The sequence below is a fragment of the Arthrobacter sp. L77 genome, assembly GCF_000816565.1.
Classification (GTDB): Bacteria; Actinomycetota; Actinomycetes; order Actinomycetales; family Micrococcaceae; genus Arthrobacter_D; species Arthrobacter_D antioxidans.
Map to the genome: position 1 here is coordinate 529,863 of NZ_JWSU01000004.1, position 15,201 is coordinate 545,063.

Genomic DNA, 15,201 nt, shown 5'->3' on the forward strand with positions numbered 1-15,201 from the left:
GATGGTCCTTCAGTACGCGAAGGCACGGTCGAGTGCCTCGAGGATGCGGTCGATGTCCGGCAGGTAGTGCTCTTCCACGCGGGCCACGGGGTAGGGCATGTGGAACCCGCCGACACGGATGACGGGGGCCTCGAGCGACAGGAACGCGCGCTCGGAGATCCGTGCGGCGATCTCCCCGCCGATCCCGCCGAACGTCGGCGCCTCGTGGGCGACGACCAGGCGGCCGGTGCGGGTCACCGATTCGGTGACGGTGTCGAAGTCGATCGGCGAGATGGAGCGCAGGTCGATCACCTCGACGCTGCGTCCGTCCTCCTCCGCCGCCGCGGCCGCGGCGAGGGCCACGGGTACGAGCGGGCCGTAGGCCACGATGGTCGCGTCCGTGCCGGCACGCAGGACGTGCGCGGAGAACGGGTCCCCGGCGGGCGCCGAGGTGTCCACCTCGCCCTTGAGCCAGTAGCGGCGCTTCGGCTCGAACACGATGACGGGGTCCTCGCAGCTGACCGCCTGCTGGATCATCCAGTAGGCGTCCTGCGGGTTGGACGGTGTGATGATCCGGAGCCCTGCGGTGTGCGCGAAGAGCGCCTCGGGGGACTCCGAGTGGTGCTCGACGCTGCCGATGCCGCCGCCGTAGGGGATGCGGATCACCACGGGCGCGCTCAGCATGCCGTCGCTGCGGGTGCGCAGCTTGGCGAGCTGGGTGGTGATCTGGTTGAACCCGGGGAACACGAAGCCGTCGAACTGGATCTCGCAGATGGGCCGGTAGCCGCGCAGGGCGAGACCGATCGCCGTGCCGATGATGCCGGATTCCGCGAGCGGGGAGTCGACGACGCGCATCGCCCCGAAATCCCGTTTCAGGCCGTCGGTCACGCGGTAGACACCGCCGAGCTCACCGATGTCCTCCCCCATCAGCAGCGTCCTGGGATCCTGCGTGAGGGAGGCGCGGAGCCCCTCGTTGATGGCCTTCGCGATGGTCATCGTCGCCATCAGTCGTGCTTCCCTTCATGGACGAACCCGGCCTCGTACTGCTGGAAGAAACGGAGTTCCTCCTGCACGAGGGGGTGCGGCTCGGCGTACACGCTGGCGAAGCGGCTCTCCATGTCCGGCACCGCCATGGACAGCACGGCGTCGCGGAGGGCGGTGGCCATGGAACGGGCCTCGGCGGCCAGCTCGTCGAAGAACGCGTCGTCGGCCAGGCCCTGCGTGCGCAGGTGGGCCTCCAGGCGGACCAGCGGGTCCCGCGGCTGCCATTCCTGCTCGTCGCCCGACAGCCGGTACTTCGTGGGGTCGTCCGCCGTCGTGTGCGCACTCATCCGGTAGGTGTAGGCCTCGATCAGGACGGGCCCCTTCCCGGATCGGGCGTGGTCGAGGGCCCAGCGCGTCACGGCTTCCACGGCGACGACGTCGTTGCCGTCCACGCGGACGCCGGGGAACCCGTATCCCTCGGCCCGCCGCGCGAGGGGCACCCTGGTCTGGACGGCCGCGGGGACGGAGATGGCCCACTGGTTGTTCTGGCAGAAGAACACCACGGGGGCATTGAAGGACGCCGCGAACACCATGGACTCATGGATGTCCCCCTCGGAGCTCGCGCCGTCACCGAAGTAGGCGACGGAGGCCGCCTCCGGCAGCGAGGGGTCGGCGAGCTGGTCCCGCTGGATACCCATCGCGTAGCCGACGGCGTGCAGGGACTGCGCGGCGAGGACGAGCGTGTAGAGGTGGAAGTTCCGCTCGCGGGGGTCCCACCCGCCGTTCGTCACTCCCCTGAACAGGCGGAGGATCTCCGCCGGCTCGACGCCGCGGGTCAGGGCGACGCCGTGCTCCCGGTAGGTCGGGAAGGCGTAGTCCTGGGGCTGCAGCGCGCGGCCGGACCCGATCTGCGCGGCTTCCTGGCCCGTCAGGGGCACCCAGAGCGCCAGCTGCCCCTGGCGCTGGAGGGCCGTGGATTCCTGGTCGAAGCGCCGGATCAGGAACATGTCCCGGTAGAGCGAGCGCAGGCGGGCTGCGTCAGTCGCGGCGAGATAGGGCGAGAAATCGATCATCTCGCCGTCGATCTCCGCGGTGAGGCCGCCGGCCATCGTTCCGTCGGGGGCGAGGACCTGGAGCATGTCCACCGACGCCTCCCGCTGCTCGCCGATCGCGGAGTGGGCTGCGCGCAGGACCTCCTCGACCTCGAACTCCGCTGCAGGCACACGACTGCCGCTCATAATCACTCCTCACATGACGCACTACATTCCGTTCGGGGAATGTATGTCGTAAGTCATACACGGGACAACATATGTTCCCGGGACGTACTGATCAAGACTAGTCAGGGCGGACCCGAGGGCCTATTTAAGACCGGGCGTCCCTGTCAGGGGCGGTGCGTGTACTCTCCGCACAACTCGAGGAAACGGGTGTTGGCGGCCTTCTCGCCGATGGAGACGCGGACGCCCTCCGATCCGAAGGCCCGCACGGACAGGGCCCGCTCCCCTGCCTTCGCCGCGAAGTCCTGGGTGCGCTCGCCGAGCGGGAGCCAGACGAAGTTCCCCTCGGCCTCCGGGATGCGCCAGCCCAGCTCGCGCAGCCCGGCGACGACGCGGATCCGCTCGTCGACGATCGACTGGACGCGGGCTTCGACCTCCCCGATGTGCCGGAGCGACGTCACCGCGGCGTGCTCGGCGATCTGCGATACGGCGAACGGGACGGCGCTGACGCGCAGGTGCTCGGTGAGGGCCTGCTGGGACACCGAGTAGCCCACACGGAGCCCGGCGAGTCCATGTGCCTTGGAGAAGGTCCGCAGCACGATCACGTTCGCATGCTCCCGGTACAGCTCGATGCCGTCGACGGCGTCCGGGCGCCGCACGAATTCCTGGTACGCCTCGTCGATGACGACCACCACGTGCGGAGGCACCTCCGCCAGGAAGCCGACCACCTCGTCCCGCGTGAGGATGGGCCCGGTGGGGTTGTTGGGGGTGCAGAGCAGGATGACGCGCGTGCGGTCGGTGATGGCCGCCGCCATCGCCTGCAGGTCATGCGTGCCGTCCTCCCGGACCGGGACCTGGACGCCTGCGGCCCCCGCGAGGCCCACGCTGATCGGGTAGGCCTCGAACGAGCGCCACGCGTAGATCACCTCGTCGGGTGCGTCGAAGTCGTTCTGTCCCGCGAAGGTGGCGAGGATCTGGTTCAGGGCGCCGAGGCTGCCTGCACCCGTGACGATGTCCGTCGCGGGAACGCCGAGATAGCCCGCGAGCTCGGTCCGCAGCGCCGTCGTCATCGGGTCCGGGTAGCGGTTGATCGAGGTCTCGGCGGCGATCGCGGCGAGGACCGCGGGCAGCGGTGGCAGCGGGTTCTCGTTCGAGGACAGCTTGAAACTCTCGAGCCCCTCGACCACCACGGGTGGTTTCCCCGCCGCGTAGCGGGGAAGCTTCCCGAGGACGCCGCGCGGTCGGATGCCGGCTGCGCCGGAAGCCGGGGCCGCAGGGCCTGGGGATGGTGCCGGACGGTCCTCGATCGATGTCATGGCCATAGCCTAGACCGGCCGTCCGCCTCGCGGCGCCTGCTCGCGGAGGGCGGGGTGCCGCCGGCCGGCGGAGTGTCGGTGCCGGGCGGTCGACGCGTGGCCGTGAAGGAGTAGCGCCGCGCAACGCCGCCTGCGGTGGCCAGCACCGCAGCCGCGGGGGCGAGCGACGGTGCGTCCCCGGCATCGACGAGACGCGCGCCCAGGGCATAGTTCTCGAGTTTGTGGGCCGGTCCGAGACCCCGCGGTTCCGTCGAGCCGTCGGTGCGTTCACCCGGCTCCGGCACCGGGGTGGCGAGGGTGACGGTGGTCCGGTGGCGGTCGTCACCGTTGGACGCCGCGTCGAGGGCGGGCACGGAGTCCGCCCGGTGTTCCAGGTGCAGGTACTCCGTGCCGCCGCTCGCGGACCAGCCCGTGGGCGACCCCACGGTCACGACCAGCCGGACGTCGTAGCGGCCGCCCACGCCCTCCGACTCCGCCAGGTTGACGGCGTGCAGCCCGCCCTGGCTGTACCCCGCGACCAGGAGGGCGTCCCCCTCCCCTGCGCCGGCGTGCGCGAGGGCCTGCAGGACGGCCTCCTCCGTGAAGCGGCTGTCCTCCGCGAGGGCTTCGGCGATCCCCGCCGCGTCGAAGGGATTGCTTCGCGCGGGCCCCCCGGGCCGCGACGCCTGGGTGCCCGGCAGGACGACGACGTAGACGGGCTCGTCGTCGGACCCCGCCCGGAGCACCTCGAAGGTCCCCGGGTCATCTCCCTCGACCGCGGCCAGGCGCGCCAGCACTCCACCGACCGTCCCGTCGAGCCGGACGGTTGCCCCCGTGTCGGCAGCCTGCAGCTCGATCGGACCGACGGTCAGGGCACCGCTGGCGATTGCCGCACGCGCGAGGTTCCGCGCCGCACCCTCGGACGCCCGGCGCGCGGCCTCGGTCGCGGCGGACGCGGCGTCGTCGGCCAGGCGGTAGGCGCGCAGGCCGGCACGGAGCCGCTCCTCCGCGGAGGCGAGTGCACGGGCATTCTCGAGGGAGGCGGTCCATGCGCCGTCCAGCTGCGCCAGGGCCACCTGGTACTGCGGTCCGGCCACGCCGCCGGGAAGGTGGAGATGCATGATCCGCCACGGGAGCTCACTGACGTCGCGGTCCAGGAACCCGAGGCCCACGGCGATCTCCCCCGCATCCGCGGCGAGGAGCGCCAGCACCCGGGCGGCCTCCTCCAGCTCCTCCCACTGGAACCGGATCCCGCCGACACCCCCGCGGACGACCATCTCACCGTCGTCGCCCACGACGGGGCGCAGCCCATCCGTCACAGCCCCGCCCCGCGCTGCTGGTCCTCGGCGTCCCGTACCAGACGGGCGAAGACCCCCAGTTCGTGCGCGGCGGATTCGAGCAGCTCCGCGGTGCTGCCCAGTTCCCTGCCTCGCTCCGCCAGGTAGTCACGGAAATTGCCGCCTGCGGGAGATTCCCAGGAGAGCAGGCCGACCGACAGGGCATGCCTGCGGATGTCCGCCATCTGCCCTGCGTGCCACCGGAGACGCGCGGCCATCGCGGCCACCTCGGTGCTCACCACGGCCCACGCCTCACCTGACGCCCCGCCGTGCATCCCGCCATCCATGACCAGTCCTCTCGTCCGCTCGTGCCTCAACGCTAGGAGCGGAGCGGGCGGTGGCCGGACGGCGGGGCCGGTATGTGGACACCGACGACGACGGGTCAAGGACGCGGGCGTGCCACGCCGGGTGACACCCGCCATCGGCGCCGTGAAAGGATGGGGGAATGGCTGACTCCGTGCTCTCCCGGGTTGAATTCGCTGCTCTGTCCAGAGGGGAGGGGACGTCCCTGACGCTCGGTCCGCTCGACGGCCGGTATCGGGGGGCCGTCGCCCCGCTCGTCGACTTCCTGTCGGAGGCGGCGCTCAACCGGGACCGCGTGCACGTGGAGGTCGAATGGCTGATCCACCTGACGCGGCGCTCCGTGCTGCCCGGGACCAGCCCCCTGGACGCCGACCAGGAGGCACGACTGCGCGCGGTCGTCACCTCCTTCGACGCCGGGTCCGTCGCGGAGCTCGGCGAGATCGAGGCCGTCACGGTGCACGACGTCAAGGCCGTGGAGTACTTCATCGGGCGGAGGCTGGACGGGATCGGGATCGGCCACCTGAAGCCGCTGGTCCACTTCGGCTGCACGTCGGAGGACATCAACAACCTCTCCTACGCCCTCGGCGTGAAGGGCGCGGTCCTGGACGTCTGGCTGCCGGCCGCCCGGGCGCTCGTCGCGTCGATCGCGGACCTGGCGCGCACGTCGCGGGACACCCCGATGCTCTCGCGCACGCACGGCCAGCCCGCCACCCCCACCACGCTCGGCAAGGAGATGGCCGTCGTCGCGCACCGCCTCACGCGGCAGCTCGACCGCATCGCGGCCACGGAGTTCCTCGGGAAGATCAACGGGGCCACCGGCACCTACGCCGCCCACTACGCGTCCGTCCCGCAGGCGGACTGGCAGGACGTCGCGCGGTCCTTCGTGGAGGGTCTCGGCCTGACCTGGAACCCGCTCACCACGCAGATCGAATCGCACGACTGGCAGGCGGAGCTGTACTCCGACGTCGCCCGCTTCAACCGGATCCTCCACAACTTCTGCACGGACGTGTGGAGCTACATCTCGATCGGGTACTTCGCCCAGATCCCGGTGGCAGGCGCCACGGGATCCTCGACCATGCCGCACAAGGTCAACCCGATCCGCTTCGAGAACGCGGAAGCCAACCTGGAGATCTCCTCGGGCCTGCTCGACGTCCTGGCGTCGACGCTCGTGACCTCCCGCTGGCAGCGCGACCTGACCGACTCGTCCAGCCAGCGCAACATCGGGGTGGCCCTCGGGCACTCGCTCCTGGCCGTGTCGAACGTCGCGAAGGGCCTCGCCCGGCTCGACGTCGCCGAGGACGTCCTCGCGGCGGACCTCGACGGCAACTGGGAGGTCCTCGGGGAAGCGGTGCAGATGGTCATGCGTGCGGAGGCGATTGCCGGCGTGCCGGGCCTCGACGACCCCTACGAGCGCCTCAAGGACCTGACCCGCGGACACCGCGTGGACGCCGGACGCATGCGTGAGTTCGTCAGCGGCCTCGGACTCAGCCCGGAGGCCGAACAGCGGCTCCTCGCGCTGACGCCCGGTAGCTACACGGGGATCGCGGCGGGCCTCGTGGACCACCTGCGCTGACCGGGCGCCGGCGGAGCGCCGGGCCCCAGCCGCAACGCACGTGCCGCACCGGAAGGTCTCCATGCCACGAACATCCGCATCATCCCCGTCACCCGCCCTGATCAGGGCCAGCCGTCGTTCCCTCCACGTCATGAGCTTCAACATCCGGTACGACCGCCCCGCGGCGCAGCCCGACGACGTGGACTACTGGCCGGACAGGATCGCACCCCTGCAGGACCTGCTGCGCCGGGAGGTCCCGGCCGTCCTCGGGGTGCAGGAGGCGCTGCACCACCAGCTGACGGCGATCGAGGCAGCCCTGCCGCCGAGGTACCGCCGGATCGGCGCCGGCAGGGACGGGGGCAGCCGCGGCGAGTACTCGGCCATCTTCTACGACGCCGGGCGCCTCCGGCTCATCGAATGGGACCAGTTCTGGCTGTCGGACAGCCCGAAGCTCATCGGCTCGTCCACCTGGGGCAACGGCGTGACGCGCATCGTGACGTGGGGCCGCTTCCACGACAGCGGGACGGACCGGGAGATCCTGCTCGTGAACACCCACTTCGACCACGAATCCGAGAATGCGCGGGTCCGCAGCGCCGCCGCGGTGCTCGACCTCGTGCGCTTCTTCCGCCCCGACCTGCCCGCCATCGTGATGGGCGACTTCAACTCCGACGCCGGATCCTCCTCCGCGTACCGGCGGTTCCTCGACTCGGAGGTCCTCGTCGATGCCTGGGCCCGGGCGGACGAGCACCTCACGCCCGCCTACGGCACCTATCCCCGCTACGACCGTCCCGTGGACGGGGGTGCGCGGATCGACTGGATCCTCACCACCCCCGACGTGCGGGTCCGGCAGGCGGCGGTGAACACCTCCACCCTGGACGGCAGGTATGCGAGCGACCACGCCGCCGTGCAGGCGCTCGTCGACATCCCGCCCCGACGCGAGGAGCCGGGCGCTCCGCAGCCGGTCCGCCGGCACCGGGACCCGCGGGGCCGAGGGCCGAAAGGTCCCTGACCCCCCTCCCGGGAACCGGACCCCGGGGGTCGAAACGCCCTTGACGCCCCCTCCCGGGGACCGGACGCTGAGGGGATGGAGTGGATCGCCGGGATCCTCACCGCCGAGGACTACGAAGTGGGGCGGCAGATCGCGCAGCGCGGGGTCGCCGCCGTGTACCTCATCGCGTTCCTGTCCGCCGTCGCCCAGTTCCCGGCCCTCCTCGGCGAGAAGGGCCTCATGCCTGTCCCCGTCTTCCTCGAGCGGGCCGGCAGGCGGGCAGGCCCGTCGCTCTTCCATCGCGGCTACACGGACCGCCGCCTGCGCGCCGTCGCCTGGACCGGCACGGCGGTCGCCGCGCTGCTCGTCCTCGGCGTCCCGCAGGCCGGACCACCGTGGGTCCCCCTGATCGCGTTCCTGCTGATCTGGTGGCTGTACACGTCGATCGTGAACGTGGGCCAGGCGTTCTACGGGTTCGGCTGGGAGAGCCTCCTGCTGGAGGCGGGGTTCATCGTCGCCTTCCTGGGGTCCGCGGAGATCGCACCGCCGTTCCTGGTGCTGCTGATGATCCGCTGGCTCGTCTTCCGGCTCGAATTCGGGGCCGGGATGATCAAGATGCGCGGCGACCGCTCCTGGCGTGACCTGACCGCCCTGTACTACCACCACGAGACCCAGCCCATGCCGAATCCGGCCAGCCGGCTCTTCCACCTGCTGCCGAAACCGCTGCACCGTCTCGAGGTGGCGGGGAACCACGTCACGCAGCTGATCGTCCCGTTCCTCCTCTTCACGCCGCAGCCGGTGGCGGGCGTCGCCGCGCTGGTCATCATCGCCACGCAGGGCTGGCTCGTGCTCTCCGGCAACTTCGCCTGGCTCAACACCCTGACGATCATCCTGGCCTTCGCCGCGGTGCCCGATTCCTTCTACGAGGCGGTGTTCCCTGCTCTCGACGTATCCGGCGCCTACCAGCCGACGCCGCTGTACGTGACCGTCGTCGTCCTCCTCGCGATGCTGTTCCTCGCCTACCTCGGCCGGCCGGCGCTGCTGAACCTGTTCGCCCGTCGGCAGCTCATGAACGCGAGCTTCAACCGGTGGCACCTCGGCAACGCCTACGGGGCGTTCGGGAGCGTGACGAAGGTGCGGTACGAGGTGATCGTGGAGGGAACGCTCGACCGCGTGGGCCCCGGCGCACAGTGGCGCGAGTACGAGTTCAAGGGCAAGCCCGGCGACCCGTCGCGGATGCCGCGCCAGTTCGCGCCGTACCACCTGCGGCTGGACTGGATGATGTGGTTCCTCGCCCTGGGGTCTGAGCGGGGCTGGTTCAGCCCGTTCCTGGTCAAGCTCCTCCAGGCGGACCCGCTGGTCCTGAAGCTGCTCCGCACGGACCCCTTCGACGGCGCACGGCCCCGCTACGTCCGGGCGCGCATGTTCATCTACCGTTTCTCCACCCGGGAGGAGAAACGGGCCACCGGGTTGTGGTGGATCCGCGAGCCGCAGGGCGTCCTGGTGCATCCGGCCTCATTGCGGGCCGACGTCCCCTGAGTGCGGGACTGATGCGGCCGTGGCGGGGTCAGCCCATGGTCGCTGCTGCAAACATGTCCCGCTTCTGGACCCGGCAGCGCCGAGTGCGTCGCCAGATCGAAGGCCTCCCGTGGTCCACACTTAGACCGGAGATTTCGGTAAGTAGACTCGGATGAGGCTGCGGCAAAAGATTGAAATTTGGGCATGATCCAGTCAAGGCGGAATAAAGACCATGAACTCATCGAGATCTCAGGAGTCGCGGTGAGAAGGGCCTGATTGCAGCCACTCACTGCAATCAGGCCCTTCTCCTCGACCGGCTTGTGCGTCGTCCGACCGATCGAGCACCCATCCAGCTATCGCGGACCGGATGGGACGTAGGTCTTCTGAAAACCCTCCTTCAGTGAGCAGATTTGGTGATGCCGTAAGGCGGATCGAGTTTTCAGAATCTGCGGTCAAAGAATGTGCAGTAGACAGTCCCTACTGATGCCGCCTCAGCGGGGGGTCGAGGAAGCCAACTCCGTAAGGGACCTGAGTGGCACTGACCTGGGTCTCTCCGCGGTGCTTCCCACGGATTCGGTGCTGCCGCTTGACGCCGCCCTAAGGAGCGACTCCATGACGTCGAGCACGTGGTAGGCGAGTTGCCCGTTCGCGCGGTGTTCCATACCGGATGGCGTTAGAGCCATGTCCGCGAGGCCGTATCCCCTGCCGGCTCCGATATAGCCTGCACTGGTGGGGAGCACCTTCCACGTGCTCTGCTCCCTGTTCTCGAGGTCGCAAATGGACACCTCGCCGTCGAAATAGTTGGGGTCAGGAACGGTCAAGCTGGCCCATTCACCGTGCACTTCGATGTTGGAAGCCCTCGTCTGCACGGCGTCGAAACTCATGATCAGGGTGGAGAGGGCTCCGGATTCGTGGACGAGGACTCCGGTGACATGCGTGTCGATCGAGACCGGCACAGTCTCACCCGCACGGGGCCCACCCCCGATGGTTCGCTCGTCCCTGGTGTGGCTGGCCGCACCGATGACGGACGTGACCGGGCCAAGCAGGGTGACCAGCGCGGTGACGTAGTACGGGCCCATATCCAGCAGGGGTCCGCCACCGGGGACGTAGTAGAAATCGGGGTTGGGGTGCCATCGTTCGTGTCCCGGCGTCACCATCGTGGCAGACGCCGAGATCGGGCGGCCGATCAGCCCGCGGTCGATGGCATCGCGGGCTGTCTGAATGCCCGTCCCCAGAACAGTGTCCGGTGCACACCCGACGCGGACGCCAGCCTCGTCCGCCAGGGCGAGCACCTCCTGCGCCTCGCTCGTGTTGGCCGCGAGGGGTTTCTCACCGTAGACATGCTTGCCCGCCGCGATCGCACGCTTGGCCACCTCGGCGTGCGCGGCAGGGATCGTGAGGTTCAGGACCGTGTCAATGCCGGGGTCGACTAGAAGTTCGTCCACGGTCAGCGCGCGCACGCCCTCCTGCGATGCGGCGACGGCTTCCGCTCGGCTGAAGTCCAGGTCCGCGACCGCCCTCAGATTTACCGACTCCAGCGACGGCAGGGTCTTCAGGTACTGGGCCACGATCGCTCCGCAGCCGATGATTCCGACGTTCAACGGCTCGCCCACAACAAACCCCTTTCGATGATGGTTCGGACGTTCGGATCATCGAGGATCTCGACGCGGTGACCGGGCGTCGAGACGAAGATGCGCCCCTCGCCCCACTGCCGGGTCCAGACGGCAGGGGACGTCACGGGACGGTTCCACGGGTCCCAGTCGCGGACCGCCTGGGTCGTGGTCGCGAGCACGTCGATGTAGTCGTCCGTCAGGACCCAGTACTGCTCCGTGACGAGATCGAAGTCCCCGATCCCCTGCGTGATCGGATGGTCCGCCGCAGCCGGGAGCATGTTCACTCGGTACGGCACGTAGTTGTCCGATTGCTCACCGACCCGCTCATCGGGGTGCTTGCCCGGGTGGCACGCGAACTGCCCGCCGATCAGGTGGAGGTAGTCGGACTCGTTGCGGTAGGAGTCCGCGATCCCGCCGTGCCATCCGGCGAGCCCCGTCCCGGCCTCGATCGCCGTTCGGAGCCCGGCGAATTCGTCCTTCTCGATGGTGTTCATGGTGTTGCACTGGAGGATCAGGTCCACGGCCGACAGGTAGTCCGCGTCCGCGTAGATCTTCGGTGACTCCTCGACCCGGACGGCGTATCCGTTCTCACGGAGGAACGGGATGAAACGGTCCGTGGCTTCAACGGGCTGGTGACCGTCCCACCCCCCGCGGACGACGAGTGCTTCCTTGCTGGTCATGATCCCTCTTTCGTGATGGCGTGGTCGGATGTTTCATGGGTGCTCGCGCTTCGCGCCGAGAAGGCGGCGTCGAAGGCGGCAGCGGAGGGGGCTATGCGTGCCAGCTCCCGGACGGGCGCCAACGCCTGCGGGACGCCGGTGAGCCGGTCCGTCCCGGCGTCCTCCCACTCGATGCTGGTGGGGCCCTCGTATCCGATCGAGTTGAGGGTGACGGGACGCGGTGCAATTCCGGTCAGGGCGGCCTCAGACATGCCGCCACCCCGAGTCGTTCGCTGCGCTCTGCTCGATGGCGTGCAGGACCTTCTGAACACTGAGCGCCTCGTCGAAGGACGGCGAGGGTGTGGTGCCGTCCGCGATTGCCTGCACCAGGTCCACGACCTGGTGCGTGAACCCGTGCTCGTAGCCGAGCCCGTGACCGGCTGGCCACCAATTCCCGGTGTAAGGGTGCACGGGTTCGGTGACGTTGATGGTGCTGAAGCCCGCGGTCTCGGCGGGCTGGGTGCCGTCGTAGAACTCCAGGGAGTTCATGTGCTCGAAGTCGAAGGCGAGCGAACCGAGCGTGCCGTTGACCTCGAGCCTCATGGAGTTCTTCCTGCCGAGTGCGAAGCGCGTGGCCTCGAACACCCCGATCGCCCCTGAGTCGAAGCGCGCGCTGAAGATCGCGGCGTCGTCGACCGTGACCGTTCCGGTTCCCCCGTCACTGGCGCCCTGGCCGCCCAGGCCCACGAGGGTCCCGCCGAGGGGACGCTCGTGGACGAAGGTGTTGAGGAGACCGGACACTCCCGTGACCTGCAGGCCGGAGACGTACTGCGCCGCGTCGATGCTGTGCGCTCCGATGTCCCCCAGGGCACCGGAACCGGATTGGCTCCTGTCCAGGCGCCAGGTCATCGGTGCATTCTCGTCCGACAGCCAGTCCTGGAGGTACTGTGCGCGGATGTGACGGATGGTCCCGATCCTCCCCTGCTCGACGAGCCGCCGAGCGAGGGTCAGGGCCGGCGTGCGCCGGTAGGAGAACCCGCACATGGCGAAGACCCCTTTCGCTGCGGCGGCCTTCGCGGCTGCCGCCATGCGTTCCGCCTCCTCGACCGAGTTCGCCAGCGGCTTCTCGCAGAGCACGTGCTTGCCGGCTTCCAGCGCCGCGATGGCGATCTCGGCATGCGTGTCCCCGGGGGTGCAGATGTCGATCAGGTCGACGTCGTCGCGTTCCAGCAGGGCCCGCCAGTCCGTCTCGGTGTCCCGCCAGCCCATCTTCTCGGCGGCGGTCGTCACGGCCGCCGGGTTCCGCCCGGCGAGGACGGCGAGTTCGGGATGCAGCGGGAGGTCGAAGAAGCGCGGCGCGGTGCGCCAGGCATGGGAGTGCATCGCGCCCATGAAGGCATAGCCGATCATTCCGACCCGCAGGGCGGGTTGCGACGTGGACGTCATGAGACCAGTGGTTCCTTTCGTTCACAAACCAATGCCAGCAGATTATTCCTGCCATATGCAGCAGTCGGGCTGCCTAGCTATGCGACCGTCGAAATGTTTTCGACAACAACAAACTACCCGTGAAAAGTTATCTGCATCATATTCAGCGGTCAACGGCCGCACTCTCGAGGCGTGGCCCGAAGCGCGGCTAGTTCGAGTCGCTCCCCAGGATCAGTCAGGAGCCTGTCCGGGCTTCGGAGGGTTCGGGGATGCCATCCTCAACTGCTCATCAAAGCCCTCCAGCGTCTGAAGGCTCTCGCCCCGCCCTGACAGCCACGACCGCCGACCGAACCGGAATCAGAAAGAACACCCTCACCGTGATAAACACGAAACCATCACCGACCACCGCCACTATCAGCGGCAAAATTGTCGTACGCGCCTGCCATAATCAGCCATATTGGGCAGATGGTAAGCCCCGATCACACCACCGGAACCGCCTCATGAAATATCGAGGCTAGGTGAGGCTGATAGCTGACCATGACACGGGTGGCAGCGTCACTGTGAGTGTCCCTTCGTCGACCGAGACGCCGTCGAGTGCTTTGAGGCCCACCCGGTTCTGGTCCTCGAACGTATTCTTCGCGTAAACGTCGTCATCGTGCAGGGTGAGCGCCTCGGTGATCGTGGTGGCATCAAGATCGGTGACGTCGATCGAGACTTCGATCGATTCGGTTTGGCTGCGGTTCACGAGGAACACCGCCGACGAGCCGGCCTCTACATCCATTGTTGCCACGGCGTCGACGAGGGGCGCACGGCCGTAGACGGACGTCTCGTAGGTGTCCACCTCGATGGTTGGGCGAAGGATTTCGCCTCGGGCTAGGCGTGCGGTGACCGAAAAGGGGAAGAAAGTGCTCTGACGCCATGCAGCACCACCTGGTTCGGTCATGATTGGCGCGATGACGTTGACAAGTTGTGCCAGGGACGCAGACGCGACTCTGTCGTGGTTCTTGAGCAGGGTGATCATGAGGTTGCCGAGCACTACGGCGTCGGCGACGGAATAGACGTCCTCGAGTTGGCGGGGCGCATAAGTCCACTGGTCGTTGACCTCGCCGGAGGCTTGGTGCTCGTCGAGATACCAGATGTTCCACTCGTCGAAGGATAGGTTGATGGTCTTGTCGCTGCGCAATTTGTGTTTGACGTGATCGGCGGCGGCGACAACGGCCTGGATGAAGTACTCCATGTTCAACGACGAGGCGAGGTAAGAATCGAGGTCGCCGCCGCGCTCTTGGTAGTACGCGTGGCAGGAGATGTAGTCCACGTGTTCATAGGCGTGTTCGAGCACGATGCGCTCCCAGTCGCCAAAGGTGGGCATCGAGGAGCCGGAGGATCCACAGGCTACGAGTTCCAGGGTTTTATCCGCCGCTTTCATGGCCTGTGCGGTGCGGGCAGCGATCTGACCGTAAGCGTCGGCGCTCATGTATCCGGTCTGCCAGGGTCCGTCCATCTCGTTTCCGAGACACCACATGCGGATGTCGTAGGGCTCTACAGCGCCGTTGGCGACCCGTTGGTCACTCAGTGCCGTTCCTGATGGGTGGTTGGCGTACTCCAGGAGGTCAAGGGCACTGTCGATCCCGCGGGTCCCGAGGTTCACGGCCATCATCAACTCGGATCCGGTGAGTTTGCACCAGCGAGCAAACTCGTCGATGCCCACCTGGTTCGACTCCAGAGCATGCCAAGCGAGGTCACGGCGTACCGGGCGTTGATCGCGTGGGCCCACACCGTCTTCCCACCGGTAGCCGGAGACGAAGTTGCCGCCCGGGTAGCGGATCGTGGTCGACCCGAGCTCTTTGACCAACTCGACCACGTCGAGCCGGAACCCGTCCTCGTTAGCGGTGGGATGATCTGGCTCGTGAATCCCGCCGTACACGCATCGGCCGAGGTGCTCTACGAACGAACCGAAAATCCTGCGATTCAGGGGCGCAACGACCGCCGAACGCTCAATGACAATACGGGCATTGGTCACAACATCATCCTGTCCATAGTTACGTATGAGAAAGCTTCCTCCTCGGGGCTTAGGAGCGCGGTAGAAGCACGGCTCCCAGCCCGGGCCCCTTGATCTTGGTGTGAAGCGGGGAGCTGGTCAGCGTCGATCCCTGGGACATCAACACCCAGAACCGCGCCTCCTGATCAATCCGTTCCTTCATCGACACCATGCACAACACCTCACATCGACAGGGGGTGTTGCAACGACCGACTGAACTCGCTACCGGCTTCAGGGACCACTAGGACGGCCCGATTCAGGACCATCTGACGGCTTGTCGGGTGGGTGTGGGTATG

The 15,201-nt window shown here is 68.0% G+C and carries 12 protein-coding genes and 1 pseudogene; 3 read left to right on the forward strand and 10 right to left on the reverse strand.

The genetic code is table 11. The features are described 5' to 3' along the window. Window positions 1–9: 9 nt before the first annotated feature. From RY94_RS05055 to RY94_RS05075, 5 genes are all read right to left on the reverse strand, one after another. Complete coding sequence (locus tag RY94_RS05055; RefSeq protein ID WP_043442382.1) at window positions 10–984, reverse strand: alpha-ketoacid dehydrogenase subunit beta; 975 nt, start codon at window positions 982–984, stop codon at window positions 10–12. Then, window positions 984–2,201 (reverse strand): pyruvate dehydrogenase (acetyl-transferring) E1 component subunit alpha, encoded by a 1,218-nt coding sequence (gene pdhA, locus RY94_RS05060; protein WP_043442384.1) that lies wholly within the window; start codon window positions 2,199–2,201, stop codon window positions 984–986. The genes RY94_RS05055 and pdhA overlap by 1 nt, the downstream gene beginning before the upstream one ends. 143 nt (window positions 2,202–2,344) lie before the next feature. After that, window positions 2,345–3,493 (reverse strand): histidinol-phosphate transaminase, encoded by a 1,149-nt coding sequence (locus tag RY94_RS05065; protein WP_082046155.1) that lies wholly within the window; start codon window positions 3,491–3,493, stop codon window positions 2,345–2,347. Further along, the gene (locus RY94_RS16690; protein WP_052273971.1) at window positions 3,490–4,791 is read right to left on the reverse strand and encodes a hypothetical protein; all 1,302 of its coding nucleotides are present in this window, start codon (window positions 4,789–4,791) and stop codon (window positions 3,490–3,492) included. The genes RY94_RS05065 and RY94_RS16690 overlap by 4 nt, the downstream gene beginning before the upstream one ends. Beyond that, window positions 4,788–5,096 carry a hypothetical protein gene (locus tag RY94_RS05075; RefSeq protein ID WP_156135025.1) on the reverse strand — a complete coding sequence of 103 codons (309 nt, stop codon included), beginning with the start codon at window positions 5,094–5,096 and terminating at the stop codon, window positions 4,788–4,790. Before RY94_RS05075 ends, RY94_RS16690 begins: the two co-directional genes overlap by 4 nt. A 158-nt stretch (window positions 5,097–5,254) precedes the next feature. On the opposite strand from RY94_RS05075, the gene purB reads away from it, so the two are divergent. From purB to RY94_RS05090, 3 genes are all read left to right on the forward strand, one after another. Beyond that, window positions 5,255–6,685 carry an adenylosuccinate lyase gene (gene purB, locus RY94_RS05080; RefSeq protein WP_043442388.1) on the forward strand — a complete coding sequence of 477 codons (1,431 nt, stop codon included), beginning with the start codon at window positions 5,255–5,257 and terminating at the stop codon, window positions 6,683–6,685. A 130-nt stretch (window positions 6,686–6,815) separates the two neighbouring features. Further along, window positions 6,816–7,673: an endonuclease/exonuclease/phosphatase family protein gene (locus RY94_RS05085; protein ID WP_197060596.1), complete on the forward strand. Its 858-nt coding sequence runs from the start codon at window positions 6,816–6,818 to the stop codon at window positions 7,671–7,673. 75 nt (window positions 7,674–7,748) lie between these two features. After that, the gene (locus tag RY94_RS05090) at window positions 7,749–9,191 is read left to right on the forward strand and encodes a lipase maturation factor family protein (protein ID WP_043442390.1); all 1,443 of its coding nucleotides are present in this window, start codon (window positions 7,749–7,751) and stop codon (window positions 9,189–9,191) included. A gap of 470 nt (window positions 9,192–9,661) precedes the next feature. Here RY94_RS05090 and RY94_RS05095 read toward each other — a convergent pair whose 3' ends face one another. The 5 genes and pseudogenes from RY94_RS05095 to arfA all read right to left on the reverse strand — a co-directional run bounded on the left by RY94_RS05095 (window position 9,662) and on the right by arfA (window position 14,887). Further along, complete coding sequence (locus RY94_RS05095) at window positions 9,662–10,783, reverse strand: Gfo/Idh/MocA family protein (RefSeq protein WP_043442393.1); 1,122 nt, start codon at window positions 10,781–10,783, stop codon at window positions 9,662–9,664. After that, window positions 10,768–11,463 (reverse strand): ThuA domain-containing protein, encoded by a 696-nt coding sequence (locus tag RY94_RS05100; RefSeq protein WP_043442396.1) that lies wholly within the window; start codon window positions 11,461–11,463, stop codon window positions 10,768–10,770. Before RY94_RS05100 ends, RY94_RS05095 begins: the two co-directional genes overlap by 16 nt. Next, window positions 11,460–11,672: pseudogene (locus RY94_RS05105) on the reverse strand (hypothetical protein); the annotation flags it as partial. The pseudogene RY94_RS05105 and the gene RY94_RS05100, both read right to left, overlap by 4 nt. 34 nt (window positions 11,673–11,706) lie before the next feature. Continuing rightward, entirely contained in the window at window positions 11,707–12,888 is a 1,182-nt protein-coding gene (locus RY94_RS05110; protein WP_043442402.1) for a Gfo/Idh/MocA family protein, read from the reverse strand. 493 nt (window positions 12,889–13,381) lie between these two features. Then, entirely contained in the window at window positions 13,382–14,887 is a 1,506-nt protein-coding gene (gene arfA, locus RY94_RS05115; RefSeq protein ID WP_043442405.1) for an arabinosylfuranosidase ArfA, read from the reverse strand. Between the last annotated feature and the right edge of the window lie 314 nt (window positions 14,888–15,201).